This is a genomic window from Pseudalkalibacillus hwajinpoensis, from assembly GCF_015234585.1.
Lineage (GTDB): Bacteria > Bacillota > Bacilli > Bacillales > Guptibacillaceae > Guptibacillus > Guptibacillus hwajinpoensis_B.
This window is the reverse complement of sequence record NZ_JADFCM010000008.1, coordinates 616029-632462: the sequence shown is the minus strand read 5'-3', so window position 1 is coordinate 632462 and position 16434 is coordinate 616029. Positions and strand designations below refer to the sequence as shown.

Genomic DNA, 16434 nt, shown 5'->3' with positions numbered 1-16434 from the left:
TATAGTAAGATCTTAGATAAGCCACACTGAAATAATTTATAAAGGAGTTTTACGATGAAATGGAAATATGGTTTTAAGCTATTGTCTAGGATTTGTTTGATTTTGTTTTACCTAATTGCTTTTTTAACTCTTTTTACCACTATGGAACATATAACAAGAATTTGGTTTTCTGGTAGTAGTTTTGAAAAATCATTCGGTGTATATGAGCCTATATTTACTTACTTTGATCTTTCCTTTAATAAGCAACCAGAGCTGTTCAATAATAGTTCTTTCTTAATTTTATCGTTTGTTTCAACAACTGCTTTTTGTAGCTTATTGTTGCTATTTCTATGGTTTCTTCAAAAACTATTAATGAATATTTACAAAGAAAATCTCTTTCTATACGAGAATGTCTCTCTTATATCAAAATTGGGATATACAATCTTATTCTTGGGGACCTTATCAACTTATACTGAAGAACAGTTAGCTTTAAAAGTTCTCGATCTACTGAAAATAACCAACGCTCAAATTAGTCTATCTACTGGTGCCTATCTCGACACCATCATAGGCGGCGTCGTTCTCCTTCTCATCGCTTCTGCTCTTAAATTTGCAGTTAGCGCAGTGGAAGAAAATAAACAAACAATCTAACAATAAAGCAGGCGATTTACGATGATTCGAATAAAACTAGATGTCATGATGGCAGAGCGGAAAATGTCGCTGAACCGATTGTCTGAACTGGTTGGGATTACACCAGCGAATTTGTCGGTTCTAAAAAATGAAAAGGGAAAAGCCATTCGGTTTACGACTTTAGATGCGCTATGTCAGGCTCTGGATTGCCAACCTGGAGATTTACTGGAATATATAGATGATGAATGAAGAGTGAATACCACTCTTCTTTTTTCTTAGCTATGTTTGCTTATGCTGTGAATTCTCGATTTTTGGCTCATTCGAGTGAAGTCTTTATCTCACTCGAATGAGCCAAAAATCAACAACGTTCATTTACATAGCCTTTTTCTTTCAACCTCCAGCTTGACAGTTCTCTGGATATGCACTAAAAACATGTCAGCACATCCAATGTGCTCACAAACCATTTAATGGGTTTATTACCTCTCAATTCCGGTTACATACCCTATGTACTTAACAAAAAGGAGATGAGAGAAATGGCAGACCGTTACAAAACAGGTGAAAAAGCCCCTGAGAATGGAAAATATGAATTCGATGGTTTAACGAATGGGAACAAATCGAGTAACCCTACAGAGGACGAAAAACACATTAGTCTTGAAAGTGGAGAAACCTTTCCTCCACTTCGATCAAGTAATGAATCAGCATACTGGAAAAAAGCATAGTTTCTAAAAGAACATTCGTAAGACAGAATCTAAACACTACTAAGGAGATGAATGAAAATGGCAGAGAAAGATCCAAAACAAGCAGTAGCTAACATGAGCGAGGATAAGAAAGAAGACATCATGCAGAACTTCCAATCGTTCAAAGACTATCTTGGTGATCAAGTAAACAAAGGTGAGAAGCTCGGTCTTGGTGAAGAAGGACTATCAAAAGGTGCTAAGCGCGTTGGAGATTATCTTGCCAAGCATGAAGATCCGCGTAACCGTGAACAAAAAGTACTCAACGAGCTCTGGAACGTAGCAAACGAAGAAGAACGTAAGCATATGGCACACGTTCTCGTTAAGCTAGCAGATCAAACGAACTAAATGACTAAATCGTAAAACGCCGCCACCCTTATTTAAAGGATGGCGGCGTTTTTTATGATGATTCTAGATTTCTATAATACTTAGCCATTTCCATCACCATCGCGCCCATACGTGGCGTGGTTGGTGTGAGAACATACTCGATTCCTTGAGCCTTTAGATGCTCTTCTGTTACTTCTCCGACAGCTACAGGAAGAATCGTTTCTGTTAAAGAAGATAGAATCCTTTCTCTTTTCTTAACCCTATCAACATATTCAAAAAAGTACCGTACCTGGATGGCGCTTGTGAACGCCACCGCATCAAGCTGTCCGTTTTCTATCTCCTCAATTAACTGCTGAAGCACCGCTCGCTCTGGAGGTGTATGCTCGTATGGATAAATCGTCGTAACAACATTGTTAGCAGCTTCAAGCGACTCAATAAACCCAGGCACATTTTCCCCATGCATTTGGAGAACAACCGATTGATTCTCGATCGTTAGTGCATTCTCCAATTGATTCATCGTCCCACGATCCGCCACCGTTTGGGGGGTAATTCCCTTTTGTTTAAAATGCTGGAGCGTTTTCGTACCGCGAACGGCTATTGGAATCGAGCAAAGCAAGTGATCGTATTCTTTTTCTAGCCCAGCTGATTCCGCAAGCTCAGCCATTCTTTTTTCTCCCATACCAGTCGTATAAATTAACAAATCTGGAGGATTTTCAATGATTTCTCGTAAAGAATGAACGACATGCTCTTCATTCGTAAAAACAGTCCCCTGTGCAGGTCGAATGAGCGCTTTTCCACCTTGTTTTTCGATAAGTGCGCGCATTTCTTCCCCTTTTCGTCCGCCGGTAACCGCTATGGTTTTGTTCATTAAGCCCACGACTGTACCATCTCCTTCACTTATACGTAAATAGAGCGTACAGCACCTCAATGAGATGATCAACCACAAATCACTCAAGCGTAACGTAGATCAAACCATCTTCTATTTCAATAGGAAATGTCTCTACCTCGCCAATATGCGAGGAAAGTAGTTTACCTGTCCTAACATCAATTCGGCAGTCATGGTTTGTACATATGATAGAATGATCGCTGATCTTCCCACTCACAACCGTTCCACCATATGGACAACGATTGTGAATAGCATGGAAAGTTCCATCCGACAAGCAAATAACGGCGATCGAAAGCTGGAGTAAATCAATCGCACGACTAGAACCAGGGGTAAAATCACGCGTTCTTCCAACGTGGATCTTTACGGCATGAACCGGCATCAGAAACATCCTCCCAAGCAATGTTTTTTACAAATTCATTATTAGCTTTGAGCCGTTTTAGATGATCTCTCATCTTTAGGGACAAGGGCTAATGTATTGCGCGTTACTTTTTGTTCTGGAAATAGCTGATTGGATGGGATTTCAGAAACGGGAGCAAGGCTATTCACAAGCTTTGCTAATAAAGCTGCCTCTGAAGTATCACCATAAAGAATAGCTCCAATCACTCGTCCATGTAAGGTCACAATTTTTTTGTAAATGTGTCGAATCGGGTCAATCCATTGAAACGTTCTTGTCTCCTCAGTTTCAAGAACATGCCCTGCTGAGAATACGTTAACGCTGTCAATATTTAAGGTCGTGGACATGATTGAGCCTGTATACGGCTCTGGATATCCTGCAAGCGTTCTTGCAAGATGTTCAGCTTGCTCAAGAATCGGTTCAGTGAGACCGTATGTCATATCACGATGCTCTGCACATTCCCCGATGGCGTAAATCGAAGGATCACTCGTTTGGAGAAAATCATCCACAAGAATGCCACGGTGAACGTCCAACCCACTTTTCTTAGCAAGTTCAATATTTGGTTTTACTCCAACAGACATGAGTACAAGATCCGCTGTAAGACTCGTTCCATCAGAGAATCGAACTCCTTCTACATGCGACGTTCCGATGATCTCTTTCGCTCGCTTACTTAATGAAAAGTGAATACCCATACGTTCTAAATCTTCCTGAAGCATTTCAGACGCAAGCCGGTCGAGCTGCCTGTTCATCACATTCGGCTGATGATGGACTACGGTTGTTTTTATTCCGCGCTGAACAAGTCCCATCGCCGTTTCTAACCCAAGGATGCCCGCTCCAATGACCGCTGCTTTTTGGTAATGATTTGGAGCGTTCATTAATGTCATACAGTCTTCAATCGTTCGAAAGGTCATGACGCCCTCCTTCCCAGCTCCTTTGACGGGAAGAAGATGCGGATTACTACCTGTTGCAAATACGAGAAGATCATAAGCCATTTTTCGACCTCGATCGGTTTTCACATGCCGTACGAGCGGATCAACTGTCACAACGGTTTCATTCTTAAATAAACGAACCCCACGCTTTAGATACCAACCATCATCCTCTAATTTGACATCTTCAAAGGGTAGTTCCTTTTGGAGAACGCGCGATAAAAGATATCGCTTATAAGCAGGCTCCTTTCCAATGACGGTTACTTCAAAACTTGACGGTTTTCTCGATAGCAAGCGCTCAAGAAATTGAATACCAGCAAGGCCGTTTCCGATCACGACAAGTCGTTTCTTCACACTATCCCCTTCTTTCTGAGCTGCATCAATATGCAAAATCGTACCATGTTTGAAAATTGAAAATAACAAATTGGTGATATATCCTAACAGAGTTTTCAATAGATGAAGGAATGAACGGATAGTTTCTCCAATTCCGTTAATGATAAAAGGAGATAACTTTCGGAGTGATGGCGATATGAAAAGAAGGCGTTTTGCACGATCCTCTTCTTTGCTGGAGGATCAAATAAGACAGGAGTTTCATAACACCGAAGACCTCAAGCTTAAAACCGTTAAGCTCGATGGCCTCACGCTTACACTTGTGTATCTTGACGATATTTCTGATCGTATGGTGATTCAAAAGACGATCATTAGCCCACTTCTTACCGTTTCAGACGATCAAACAAAAATAAGCGCAGCTGATCTTCCTGATCTTATTCCTATGGCTGCGATTAACAACATTGAAGATAATAGCCTCATTTCAAGGCACCTCATGGATGGATGCACCGTTATTATTGCTCGCGAGGAAGACATTGACACTGTTTACGCTGTGAAAACAACCTATTCTGTGAAGCGTTCACCTGATGAACCGGTCAATGAACCGACGATTAGCGGTCCACGAGATGGTTTTATAGAATGCCTTCAAGACAACAAAGCATTATTACGTGCGCACTTAAAAACAAGCGACCTTTTATTTGAACAACATCTAATTGGAAAAGACGTTGTGAAATACATCTCTTTAACGTATTTGCAAGGAAAAGCCGATCGAAAATTAATTGAAGAAATCAGAGAACGAATAAATGAAATTAATGCAGATTATATAACTGATGCAGGGATACTTGAACAGCTCCTTGAGCGTAATCCGTTATCAGTCTTTCCCGAATTAACATCAACCCAGCATCCAACGAAGGTAGCAAACGCCTTACTTGAAGGACGCGTTGCCATAATGACAGACGGCTCTCCCACTGTCCTTATTGCGCCTACAACGCTTAACATGCTTCTTCAAACACCTGACGACTACTACTTTAAATGGATTCCCGCTTCATTAATTCGATTATTAAGCTATTTTACTGCACTTATTTCTGTACTATTGCCTGCAACTTACATTGCTTTAGTCTCGTTTCACCACGGGCTTATTCCCACTAGCCTGGCCGTTTCTTTATCTAAAACAAGAGAAGGTGTACCTTTCCCATCGGTTATTGAAGCTTTTATTATGGAGCTTACGATCGAGATTTTACGGGAAGCAGGTGTAAGGTTACCAAAACCAATCGGGTCTACCGTTAGTATTGTAGGGGCTATTGTTATCGGTGAAACGGCGGTCAGCTCAGGTATCGTTAGTCCAATGATGGTGATGGTCATTTCATTCACAGCGATTTGTTCATTCGCAATTCCGAATTATCAGCTCAGCCTGGCGTTAAGAACAATTCGCTTCTTCTTCCTGTTCTCTGCAGCCATACTTGGTGTATATGGTTTGCTAATCGCCATTTTCATCGTAACAACTCATTTAATCAAACTTAGAAGCTTCGGAACGCCATACATGGAGCCATTTGCGCCTATCCAGCTGAAAAGCTGGAAAGATTCGTTTGTACGTCTTTATTATCGTGTGGGAAAGAAGGATAGGAAACTACATGAAAAATAACCATACCTCCCTTCCAATCATCATTTTCATCATATCAACGATCGTCGGTGTTGGAATTGTAACGTTGCCAAGACAAACCGCAGCAGTCGTCGGTCAACCAAATATGTGGATGAGCGTTATTCTAGGAGCCGGCATTGCGTTTATAAATGCGATTTTTCTATTTATGCTCATTAAACGATTTCCTATGAAAACAGTGTTTGATATAGGCACAGAACTAACTGGAAAATGGTTCGGGAAAGGGATTAATCTCATTTTTGTTGCTTACATGATCGCCATCTCATCCTACATCATTCGAACAATGGCCGAGATCGTGAATTACTACCTGCTCGATAATACGCCGAAGTTCGTCGTCTTACTCGTACTCGTCGTTTCATGTATGTATCTTGTATCTAGCGGCCTTTCCAATATTATTCTTTTTTTTCAACTGTACTTTCCAATCATCTTATTCATGTTTTTTGTCTTAACTCTTCTTAGTATCAAAAATATTGAACCAACCCACTTACGCCCCATCTTCTATTTTGATGGAATCGAAATATTAAAAGGAGCTCACACAACCTTTTTTTCATTTGTTGGATATGAACTGATTATGGTGTTGTCTGGTAAATTTACGTTTACGAAATGGAAACCAATGCTCACAATTTTCAGCATCAGTATTGGGAGCGTTTGTGTGATTTATGTCCTCTTCTTCATTCTTAACATCGGGGTCCTTAGTATCGAGGAACTGAAGGTGATTACATTTCCAACAATTGAAATGGCAAAAGCAATCGAATTTCAGGGATTCTTCTTTGAGCGATTCGAACTTCTCTTCCTATTCGGATGGATCATTACGATCTTCACGACTTTAGCCGCCTATTACTATTCGGCAGTACTTGGAATGAGGAAAACGTTTCAGGTAAAAAACACCCTCCCTATGAATATCATGATTGGGTTCATCATTCTGATGCTCTCGTTATTACCGTCAGGCATTACTGAACTATTTTCTTACGGGACATACGTGAATTATTTATCCTACACCTCTCTCATCGCGCTCCCCCTATTGCTTCTAGCGCTTTCGTTTAGGAAGGGGACTGCTTAATGAAGAGAATTTTCTTATTTCTAGCTGCCCTTCAACTCATCTTGCTAACGGCGTGCTGGGATAGTAATGAAATTGAAGATCTCGGCATGATCATGGGGATTGGACTTGATTACCATGAAGACAAAGAGGAAGTGTTTGCCTTAACAAACCAATACGTCGTTCCAAATAACATCCAGGGAACAGAGACTGGGACGACTGGAGAGCAGCCCTATCAGAACATTACTTTAAATGGGAATAATTTCTTTGAAGTGATTCGAGAAAATTCACTTGAAACCGACCGGCCACCTAACTATACCCACCTCAAATCCATGGTTCTCTCGGAAGAACTTCTACGAAAAGAACCGATCAAGCAACTAATCAGCTTCTTTTTGCGTGATCATGAATTTAGGAGAACCGTTTCCTTATTTATTTCAAGGGAGCCTGCCGCTTCGATACTGAATGTCGAACCAACAAAAGAAATGTTTCCTGCTGTGCAGTTGAAGGAACTCACTCAAAACAAAGAGCGGAGTCTTTATGTATTGGATAATCTTAAATTCGGAGAAGCCTCCAATAGGATTACAGAAGATGCAAGCTTCGTCATTCCTGAAGTAGGAATTCACGATAATAGACTGCGGTTGCTTGGGGGCGGGATTATATCAAATAAAAACGAAAAATTAGTTGGCTGGCTTTCACCAGAAGAAATTGGAGGATTCAAATGGGTGACAGATGAAGTTCAGGGTGGGCTCGTAACCATTGAAGCGGGAGAGTCTAGAGAAGATCAAGTTGTCCTAGAAATAATGAAATCGAACACAATCGTTAAGCCAAATGTAGAAAACGGAAAGCTAACCGTCGACCTTATTGTAGAAAGTTCTTTACGACTTGCGGAGGACTGGGATATAGAACGCGACGTTTTCAAAGAAGGATGGGAAACGCCACTCCAAGAAAAGGGACAACAAGTCGTCAAGAAAGATATTGAACGCGTTCTTTCCATCGCACAGAAAGAACAGCAACTCGATTTTCTGGAAATTGGCACATGGGTAAAAATCAAACAACCTAGGTACTGGAAGGAACACGAGAAAAATTGGGAAAGCATTTTCCCTTCCCTTCCTGTTAATGTAGACGTGAATCTCACCATAACAGGTTATGGGACTCAGGATATTAATTAATGAGAGCCAATCAACTTCATACGTAATCAATAAATAAAGCAGCGCTCTTAATTAAGAAGCGCTGCTTTATTTATTGGAAAGTTAGCCGTGATTTTTAGCAATACCTGCTAATTCTTCTTTTGTTCGAAATCCAACCGCATTCTCAACAAGTTCGCCATCTTTAAAGAAAAGCAATGTTGGAATGCTCATCACGTCGTACTTTCTTGCTGTTTCTGGATTTGAATCCACATCAAGTTGGACAATTTTTAATTGCTCGCCTAGTTCCTCATCTAGTTCATCCAACACTGGCGCGATCATTTTACATGGGCCACACCATGGCGCTCCTAGATCTGCTAGAACGAGTCCTTGATTTGTTTCTTCTTCGAAGTTTTGGTCCGTTACTTTTTGTACTGCCATTATATCTCTCCTGTTACCTTATTTTTATAACTACTAAAAACTAATTTAGTGGTTAGAATACTACATTATGTTATAATCGATGTCAACGATAAAGCAAAAGGTGTGTTTCAACATGATACTCGAAACGAGTTTTTCCCATTTTTCTAATTTCCTATTTATTAACTTAATGAACACATTAAAAATACAAAATCAAAACCCTATCGATCTGCTATTAACGGAAGAGAACGTCGTTCAGTGGATCACATTAATGGAAAACAAGGGGTTGTTAAACAAGAAACAAGTAGAATTCATTAAGAAGGATCCTATTTATAAAAATGACATTCAACACTTTCGGAATCAATGTCGTGAATACTTCGCTTCAAACCTTTCTCAAGTCGATTTTTTCGAATTGCTAAGTAATGTGACAAAAGCGACCCCACTTTCTTTTACGATCGATGAAAAGTCCCTTACCCCGATCCCTATTGAGGGTGGAACGAAAGGTTTACTCTCACTCATTGCCTATCAGATGCTTGATCATGAAGCGAGTGGTGTATTGGATAAAGTAAAAGCATGCGAAAGTGAAAATTGCCTGGCCTTTTTCGTCAACAAGAAGGGAAAGCGCAAATGGTGCTCGATGGAGGTTTGCGGAAATCGGACAAAAGCCAAAAAGCATTATCATAATAAAACGAAAACTGCTTCTTCTAACGAATAAAAAAAGGATGAGATCACTAGGGATCTCATCCTTTTTTGTAGCTTATCTATTATGAATTTGTCACAAGCTCAACTGGCTTGGATTCTGGCACAATCGGCTGCTTCACTTCTTCACGACCAGCGCGCTTAATGAAGAATGAAAGCACAAATGCAAGACCTGCAATAAATGTAGCAACAAAGAAGGCGAAGTTAATTCCTTCAAGCATCGCCTGCATGGCGATTTGTTGCTGCATCGTAGGATCTACTGCTCCGCTTGTCGCAGCTTCCCTCGCGAGGTCAGCTGCAGCTGATTCTGTTCGGTTAGACATAATCGTTACGAGAAGCGCAGTACCAATGGCGCCTGCTACCTGGTTTAACGTATTGTTCATCGCTGTACCGTGTGGATAGAAACGAGCTGGTAGCTGATTTAATCCATTCGTTGATACAGGCATCATAACCATTGACATTCCGAACATGCGCACAGCATGAAGAATCATAATGTAGTTATACGTCGTATCCATAGACAATGTACTAAACAGGTATGTTGTGACAACTGTAATAGCAAGGCCCGTTGTCGCTAGAATGCGACCGCCAATTTTATCAAATAAGCGTCCTGTGATCGGAGACATAAATGCCATCACAAGTGCACCCGGAAGCATCATCAATCCTGCATCAAGTGGTGAAATGCCCCGAATGGTTTGCACGTAAATCGGGAGCAACAGCATCCCTGAAAACATCGCCATATTTAAAACCATAGTAATGGATGACGAAAGAGCGAACATTGGATATTTGAAAATCGAAAAATTCAACATTGGTCGTTCTTGTTTCGACTGTCTAATAATAAACGTCGTCAGAGAAATAACCCCAATTCCAATCGTTAAATAAACTTGTGGGCTATCCCATCCTTTATTCCCTGCAGAACTAAAGCCGTAAAGAATACCTCCAAAACCAATACTTGATAAGATTAGAGAAAATAAATCCAGACGAATGTTTACTTTTTCTTTCTTATCCTTCAACAAGAAGAAACCAAGTAGGAAAATCGTAATAGCAATTGGAGTCACGAAATGGAAAAGCATTCTCCAATCGTAATTTTCAATAATCCAACCAGAGAGAGTAGGACCGATTGCTGGCGCCGCCATGAGAATTAAACCGAAAACACCCATTGCCGCCCCTCTTTTTTCAATTGGAAAGCTAACGAGCATGACATTCATCAAGAGCGGCATCATAATCGCTGAACCTGAAGCTTGAAGCATTCTTCCTCCAAGTAGAACCGGGAAGATCTCCGCCATCCCCGCAACAACTGTACCAATTGTAAATAATCCAATCGCAACAAGAAATAAACGACGCACGGAATATTTTTCAATAAGAAATGCCGTTGCCGGAATCATAATACCGTTCACAAGCATAAATCCTGTTGTAAGCCACTGAACCGTAGCCGTTTCAATTTGTAAATCTGCCATAATCGATGGCAACGCAATATTAAGCAATGTATTATTTAAAAACGCAATAAAAGCACCAACAATCAGAATCGCAAGAATGCCGTACTTTGGTTTTGGCGTCTCTTTCACTGATTGACTCATCATCATTCCCCCATATACCTTTAGTTCAATTATTTATACCATCGGTTCAAATCTCTAATATCATATACCATGAGTTCAACTTTTGCAATCATTATTTCTTCCCAATTTGAAAGGATTTGTTTCTAATCAAGAAATAAGGTATGATCAGTTTTATACCGGCAGTACAATAATAAGTTTCATTTAAATAAAACGAAGTAAAAGGTGATAGAATGAACGATCGCAAACAGCACGTTATTAAGATGGCGCATCAGCTTTTTATTGAAAGAGGCTTTCAGGCAACATCCATTCAAGACATCCTAGAATATAGTGGCATTTCAAAAGGCACGTTCTACAATTACTTCTCATCGAAAAATGAGTTATTAATCGCTCTTTTCAAGGCCCTTTATGGCTCAATGGAAACAAGCCGAGATGAATTGATGATCGGCCAGGATCGTGCTGATCTTACTATCTTTATTAAACAAATTGAACTGCAAATGAATACGAATAAGAAAAACAAGCTGATTACACTTTTTGAAGAAGTGTTTGTCTCGAATGATGAGGATTTGAAGGATTTCCTAAAAGAAGGACAAAAGAGAATGATTCAGTGGGTATTCACTCGTTTTCTTGAGCTATTCGGAGAAGATAAGCGACCATATCTACTTGATGGGGCGATCATGTTTCTGGGCATACTTCACCACAATGTTAAGTACTATTCCATTGCAAACGGTCCGAGCGTAGACATTTCCCCAGTAGTACACTATAGCGTCCAACGTATCGTTAGTATCGTTAACGATGCCGCTGCTGCAGGAGAACAGCTGAACAAACCTGAACAAATGAGTACCTGGCTACCAAATGCGACGAATTCCGATGAAGATTTTAAAGAAAAACTTCAGCAAACAATCGCAAGCCTGAAGAGGGGCTTGAACGAGAAACACACAAAATCAATAGAACTTCTAGATTTTATCCAGGATGAGTTTCTTCATTCTAAGAAGTCACGAGAATTTCTCATTGAAAGCGTTCTTTGTTCATTGAGGGACGATCAAACGCTTGACCAAAAATCCGTTGCTACGCTCGATGAATTAGTAAAAGGGTATTTTGTGAGAGTGGCTGAAGCTTGCGAACGTTCAAACACATAATGAGCACCAATACCATTGAAAAAAGCCGCCCAGTTTGCCTTGGCGGCTTTCATACTAACTGACTTCTTTACGATAGTACAAAGATTAAAATTATGCCGATTTTACTCCATTCTCCTCTTCCACTTAGTATCAAATTGAATAAAAGGTCTCAATAATTACTACCCGGATTAAATCTGGACCTCATTTCGTTTAATCGCTTCACTTTCCACTCGGTCCATAAATTCCTGAACAACATTCATTTGATCCTTTTGACGGCTTAGCTTAAGCATGGCGCGCCCCACAAAATTCACGCCTTTATTTTGACCTTCGTAAATGAATTTTGTTTCGCTTTCACTCACTTTTTCTAGTATAAAACCAAGCGATATTTCAAACGCCTTTCCTAACACAAAACTAATCCGTTTCTCTTTATATTCTTCTCGATCCTCGTAGGCGATCGTCTCAACCATGTAAGTTTCAAGTCTTTTTCCTTCCCGATACGTTTGACGATGCTTCGCTCCGACTTGATCCTCTTCCAATTCCATTAATACATGCTCCTCAACTTTTGGCATGATCGTTTGAATATTTTCGTCTCTAAACAAATCCCAAACCGTTTCGATCGGCACACGAATCACCTTCTCCTCTTTCCAGCTAATCATTCTTTTCCCTCCCTGATTTAAGAAACTCATCAATGTCTTGAAGTTGAAGTTGCAAATCGTTTATTTGTTCTTCTATACGCAATTTCTTTTGACTCAAAAGATCTTCTAAATGAGCGAATGACTCATCTTCCATCACAGACTTCATTTCCTGAATGGTAAATCCAAACCGCCTTAGCTTTGCTAATAATAGCGCTAGAAAATAACTGCCATCATCGTAGTATTTATAACGGCTGTTCGGATCGATATAGGCTGGCTCTAATAGCTTAACTTCTGCGTAATAGCGAAGCGTTTCTTTACTTAACCCTGTTAACTGAGCAAATTGGCTTATTTTATACATGTCTCCTCCCCCTTCATCATAAACTGCGGGGTACACCACCTAGTCAAGCATACTATATCAATTATTTAGAACGGGGTCAGGCCTACCTCCCCCTTTAAACGAAAAAAGGAACGCTTATCTCTAAGCGTTCCCTCATTTCTTATTTTTTTGTAATCAACACACGTCCAACCGAACGATCCGTTGCTTCACCTGTTACTTTGAATTCCAAGCCATATTGAGGAACGTTACGTCCTGCATCAGGGATAGCTTCATTCAAATAACTTTCCTTATCGTTAAATTCTTTCACAAATTGATTTTTCTTATCTGTCATTGTGCGACCAAGAAGCTCGCTGTAGTCAATGAACATCTTCTCATCTTTACGAAGGCTGAATGCCGCATCATGAATTTGGTAACGTGTTTGGGCAACCGTTCCGTCACTCCAGAACAATTCGTGCTGATCCGCATCAACAACCCCAAGGAATCCTTCGCCAGGGTGAACGCCTGTCCAGTTATCAGAATACTTGTTATCCACGTACCAAACAACTAAACCAGGATCATAAGACATCAAGCTAGCGCCACGACGAATGTGATCAAGTCCTTCATCGACACCTTGATGATTTCTCCATTCAAGAAGGTAGTAGTGCTCTGAAACCTTCACTCCTTTATTCTTTGTGAAACCATCTAACTCCACTTTAGGCTCGCCTTCTGCATCGTCAAAGAGAAGCTCGTTCCCATCCGCTGTTACGCGAATATCATCAACATAGAAGCCAGGATTAATCGCAGCTCCATCTGTCCAGTAGTTCATTTTCACTTGTACATCTTTTCCTGCATAAGCGCTCAAATCAAATGTAGCATCAATCCAACCATTGGATAGACCAGTAATGCCGTGTCCAGGATTATTATCATACGGATTAGTTTCTGTCGTGATATTTCCCTGGATCGCTGTCCAGTTCTCACCATCTTCACTTACTTGAATCGAACCGTAATCCCAGTCCTCTTCAATGTCATACCATGTCTTAAACGTCAATTCGGCTGATGACGCATTTGAAAGATCTACATTCATCACAGCGGAATTATCTAAATCATTGTCACTTCCACTGAAATACTCGAATTCGCCGCTAAATGGCGTATTAATTTCTGTTTCTTTGTCTGGAAGGTTGATACGAAGCGCGTCAAGGTTTATCCCTTTCGTGTTCGCTTGATCCAAATAAACTTCCAAACCTTTTTTGTCAATCTCATCTAAATCAACTTCATCATACTTCAACCAATTTCCACCTTGAGCAGCCTGAAGAAATTCTTTAGACCATGCGCTGAAACCAGTAGGTTCTGTTCCAGGAAGTGCACCAGCCCAGCTTCCGCTCGCCATGATTGACCAGTAAGATACCGCTTCACCAGCCCCAGAATATTGTGTATCGTACTCATCTGGCAAACCTAAATCGTGACCATATTCATGAGCGAACACTCCTGCTGCTCCGTCAGCTGGTTCAATAGTATAGTCATATGCATACATGGAACCTGCACCAAAGTAATCCTCCTCTGGTTCTGGTGATCCTTCGATTGGGAAAATACTACCAAGGTTCCAGCGGTGAGACCAAATCGCATCAGATCCTAATTGTCCACCACCAGCTTCTTCTCCAACTGCTGAGTGAACAACCATCAAGTGATCAACAAGACCATCTGGCTCACGGAAATTACCGTCACCGTCAAGATCATAGCGATCTTCTTGATCATATTCTGCTAGATTGACAGAAGGATCAGCAGCCGCTGCATTCAAAGCTTCTTTCACAAGACCACGCGCATTCTTGTCGCTATCATCTTCTGTCGGATAGTTCCCACCGTATTCAGCTGCATTTTTGGATGCCATATACCAACCAGCAACAGCGCCATCTACCGTGTAAGCGCCATTTGATTGTTCTTCATAATATTGTTTCATAGAGATAAGATCTTCACCATTCGGACCTTCATACCCATCTTCACCGAAAATCATATCTTGATAGTGTTCCTTCACGTAATCTTCATAATACATATCAGATTCATCTGGCTTAATACTGTTATGTGGAAAATCAGGGAATTCGACTAAAAGCACTAGGACGTTATCAGAACGAACATCACCGTGGTAGTCTTCTTCAACGACTTTATCAAGTTTCTTGCCGCCTTTTTTCCCGTTGTCATTTCCCTTACCTTTGTTATCATTCTTTAACTTTTCTTTAATGTCAGCTTCAACTTCAAGCTTTTCATCTTCTAATTCCCCGGTCGTGTCTTTTTCCATAAGCGACTCAGACTTTTCTTGCAAAAACACATCCAATGCTTGTTCTGCTTCTTTGGCAGATGCATTTTTAGAGATTTTCCCACTCTCTTTCAGCATCTCAATTAGCTTTTCTTCATTTGCAATAGCTAGATCAAATGGACCTTGCTTATGTACAACTTCTTCCTTCACTTCTTGCTTCACTTGCGGCGTGTCTACACTAGCTTGACTACTTGCTCCAGGTGCTGTGAAAGCACTTAGCGTTAGCGCAGCAATCATCGCCATTGACAGTACATTTTTCCCCTTCAAAATCTCATTCCCCCTAAAAAAAATGTTTTTTACAATAGTTTTACAATAATCATACTATAATCCTTTTTCAGAAAAATTTGAATGATACAAAAGTCTCAATATTTCCTAAAACCCTCCTTTTTATGACTATTTTTTCAAGTAGTGAGCTATTTTTCACACAAATAAATCAGATCAAAAGCACCATTTCCTCATCACTAATTTGTTTTTTTGCAATAACGCTTCAACACGTTAAATTAAGTAAAAAATAGCAAAAGCCCTACAAATAAGAGAATCCGTTTGCAGGGCTTTTTCTAGATTGTAACTGATCAATATTCATCTATTTCCTCACCATGAATTGTATATATGTAGAACATCAGCAGCATCGTTAAAAACCAATTATAGATCATTGTACTTAATGCGCTTTCTTGAAAATTTAAAAACAGTGCGCTAAAAAGGAGAAGGCAAATGACCACAGGTTTATTCAACTTCACTCATTCCCATCTAGTACTATACTACTTTCATAATATCATATATTTACCAGTTAACTTTTCGTTCCAAGCTTCATGTTCTTTACTTCTTAAAATGAACAAAAAAAGTTCAAAAAAGGAGGGCATTCAATGCACGCCTTTTCTGAACTGTTAGAACCAAAGCTCTCGTCTAAGATTACTCTTTCGAACCTTCTTTTTCTAAATCTTGTTGAATTTGTTTCTTCAAATCCTCGATATATTTCTCACTTGATTTTGCGCCCTGGTCTATCCCTTCTGCTTTCTCCTTCAAGTACTCTTCTAGCGCCTTCTGTATCTCACTTGGCGTCGCATCTTCCTTGATCACTCCTGTAGACTTTAGCATCTCAATGAGTTTCTCATCATTCGCCATCATTCTTGCTTCTTGAGAGAATTCATTTTCTGATGTAGCTGGAACTGCCGTCTCTTCCCCCACGTCATCCTTTGATGTATTTACGGTTTGAGCTTCATTATTTCCACAGCCAGCTATACCTACGAGTAATAAGGTTCCCACTAGAATCGGTAGAAGCTTGATCTTCACCATGAACCCCTCCATTCGCTCCGCCTTTTCTATCTAAACGAGTTAAACGGTGAAAAGGTTACAAATAGGTCTAAATTCGCTTAG

The 16434-nt window shown here is 40.2% G+C and carries 18 protein-coding genes; 9 read left to right on the top strand and 9 right to left on the bottom strand.

All coding sequences use genetic code 11. The features are described from left to right. Positions 1-54: 54 nt before the first annotated feature. The 4 genes from IQ283_RS14990 (at position 55) to IQ283_RS14975 (ending at position 1688) form a co-directional block, all read left to right on the top strand. Positions 55-627, top strand: coding sequence for a hypothetical protein (locus IQ283_RS14990; protein ID WP_194220933.1), 573 nt, complete (start codon positions 55-57; stop codon positions 625-627). A 21-nt stretch (positions 628-648) separates the two neighbouring features. Continuing rightward, positions 649-855, top strand: coding sequence for a helix-turn-helix domain-containing protein (locus IQ283_RS14985; protein ID WP_194220932.1), 207 nt, complete (start codon positions 649-651; stop codon positions 853-855). A 284-nt stretch (positions 856-1139) separates the two neighbouring features. Beyond that, positions 1140-1325 (top strand): YjzC family protein, encoded by a 186-nt coding sequence (locus tag IQ283_RS14980; protein WP_194220931.1) that lies wholly within the window; start codon positions 1140-1142, stop codon positions 1323-1325. Positions 1326-1382: 57 nt separating this feature from the next. After that, the gene (locus tag IQ283_RS14975) at positions 1383-1688 is read left to right on the top strand and encodes a DUF3243 domain-containing protein (protein ID WP_226612230.1); all 306 of its coding nucleotides are present in this window, start codon (positions 1383-1385) and stop codon (positions 1686-1688) included. Positions 1689-1740: 52 nt separating this feature from the next. Here the strand turns inward: IQ283_RS14975 and IQ283_RS14970 are convergent, their stop codons facing one another. The 3 genes from IQ283_RS14970 to IQ283_RS14960 all read right to left on the bottom strand — a co-directional run bounded on the left by IQ283_RS14970 (position 1741) and on the right by IQ283_RS14960 (position 4296). Next, on the bottom strand, positions 1741-2535 hold the full coding sequence (locus tag IQ283_RS14970; RefSeq protein WP_194220929.1) for a uroporphyrinogen-III synthase: 795 nt from the start codon (positions 2533-2535) through the stop codon (positions 1741-1743). Between the two features lie 79 nt (positions 2536-2614). Further along, on the bottom strand, positions 2615-2932 hold the full coding sequence (locus IQ283_RS14965; protein WP_194220928.1) for a Rieske 2Fe-2S domain-containing protein: 318 nt from the start codon (positions 2930-2932) through the stop codon (positions 2615-2617). Positions 2933-2973: 41 nt separating this feature from the next. Next, on the bottom strand, positions 2974-4296 hold the full coding sequence (locus IQ283_RS14960; RefSeq protein ID WP_206759476.1) for an NAD(P)/FAD-dependent oxidoreductase: 1323 nt from the start codon (positions 4294-4296) through the stop codon (positions 2974-2976). 106 nt (positions 4297-4402) lie between these two features. On the opposite strand from IQ283_RS14960, the gene IQ283_RS14955 reads away from it, so the two are divergent. The 3 genes from IQ283_RS14955 to IQ283_RS14945 are packed head-to-tail and all read left to right on the top strand — an operon-like array spanning position 4403 to position 8062. Then, entirely contained in the window at positions 4403-5842 is a 1440-nt protein-coding gene (locus IQ283_RS14955; protein WP_206759475.1) for a spore germination protein, read from the top strand. Further along, positions 5832-6917, top strand: coding sequence for a GerAB/ArcD/ProY family transporter (locus tag IQ283_RS14950; RefSeq protein ID WP_194220925.1), 1086 nt, complete (start codon positions 5832-5834; stop codon positions 6915-6917). The genes IQ283_RS14955 and IQ283_RS14950 overlap by 11 nt, the downstream gene beginning before the upstream one ends. Continuing rightward, positions 6917-8062 carry a Ger(x)C family spore germination protein gene (locus tag IQ283_RS14945; RefSeq protein WP_194220924.1) on the top strand — a complete coding sequence of 382 codons (1146 nt, stop codon included), beginning with the start codon at positions 6917-6919 and terminating at the stop codon, positions 8060-8062. The genes IQ283_RS14950 and IQ283_RS14945 overlap by 1 nt, the downstream gene beginning before the upstream one ends. An 81-nt stretch (positions 8063-8143) precedes the next feature. Here the strand turns inward: IQ283_RS14945 and trxA are convergent, their stop codons facing one another. Continuing rightward, a complete protein-coding gene (trxA, locus tag IQ283_RS14940; RefSeq protein ID WP_194220923.1) occupies positions 8144-8458 on the bottom strand; it encodes a thioredoxin in 315 nt (104 codons plus the stop codon). Positions 8459-8570: 112 nt separating this feature from the next. Between trxA and IQ283_RS14935 the strand changes: the two genes are divergently transcribed. Beyond that, positions 8571-9149 (top strand): CGNR zinc finger domain-containing protein, encoded by a 579-nt coding sequence (locus tag IQ283_RS14935; protein WP_194220922.1) that lies wholly within the window; start codon positions 8571-8573, stop codon positions 9147-9149. A 49-nt stretch (positions 9150-9198) separates the two neighbouring features. Here IQ283_RS14935 and IQ283_RS14930 read toward each other — a convergent pair whose 3' ends face one another. Continuing rightward, positions 9199-10707: a DHA2 family efflux MFS transporter permease subunit gene (locus IQ283_RS14930; protein WP_194220921.1), complete on the bottom strand. Its 1509-nt coding sequence runs from the start codon at positions 10705-10707 to the stop codon at positions 9199-9201. A 209-nt stretch (positions 10708-10916) separates the two neighbouring features. Between IQ283_RS14930 and IQ283_RS14925 the strand changes: the two genes are divergently transcribed. Next, positions 10917-11822, top strand: coding sequence for a TetR/AcrR family transcriptional regulator (locus tag IQ283_RS14925; RefSeq protein ID WP_194220920.1), 906 nt, complete (start codon positions 10917-10919; stop codon positions 11820-11822). Positions 11823-11989: 167 nt separating this feature from the next. Here IQ283_RS14925 and IQ283_RS14920 read toward each other — a convergent pair whose 3' ends face one another. The 4 genes from IQ283_RS14920 to IQ283_RS14905 all read right to left on the bottom strand — a co-directional run bounded on the left by IQ283_RS14920 (position 11990) and on the right by IQ283_RS14905 (position 16350). Beyond that, positions 11990-12457, bottom strand: coding sequence for an SRPBCC family protein (locus tag IQ283_RS14920; protein WP_194220919.1), 468 nt, complete (start codon positions 12455-12457; stop codon positions 11990-11992). Next, a complete protein-coding gene (locus IQ283_RS14915; protein ID WP_194220918.1) occupies positions 12450-12794 on the bottom strand; it encodes a MerR family transcriptional regulator in 345 nt (114 codons plus the stop codon). Before IQ283_RS14915 ends, IQ283_RS14920 begins: the two co-directional genes overlap by 8 nt. 139 nt (positions 12795-12933) lie before the next feature. After that, positions 12934-15327, bottom strand: a complete 2394-nt coding sequence (locus IQ283_RS14910; protein ID WP_408962602.1) for an immune inhibitor A domain-containing protein — start codon at positions 15325-15327, stop codon at positions 12934-12936. Positions 15328-15969: 642 nt separating this feature from the next. Beyond that, entirely contained in the window at positions 15970-16350 is a 381-nt protein-coding gene (locus IQ283_RS14905; protein WP_194220917.1) for a hypothetical protein, read from the bottom strand. Positions 16351-16434 lie beyond the last annotated feature (84 nt).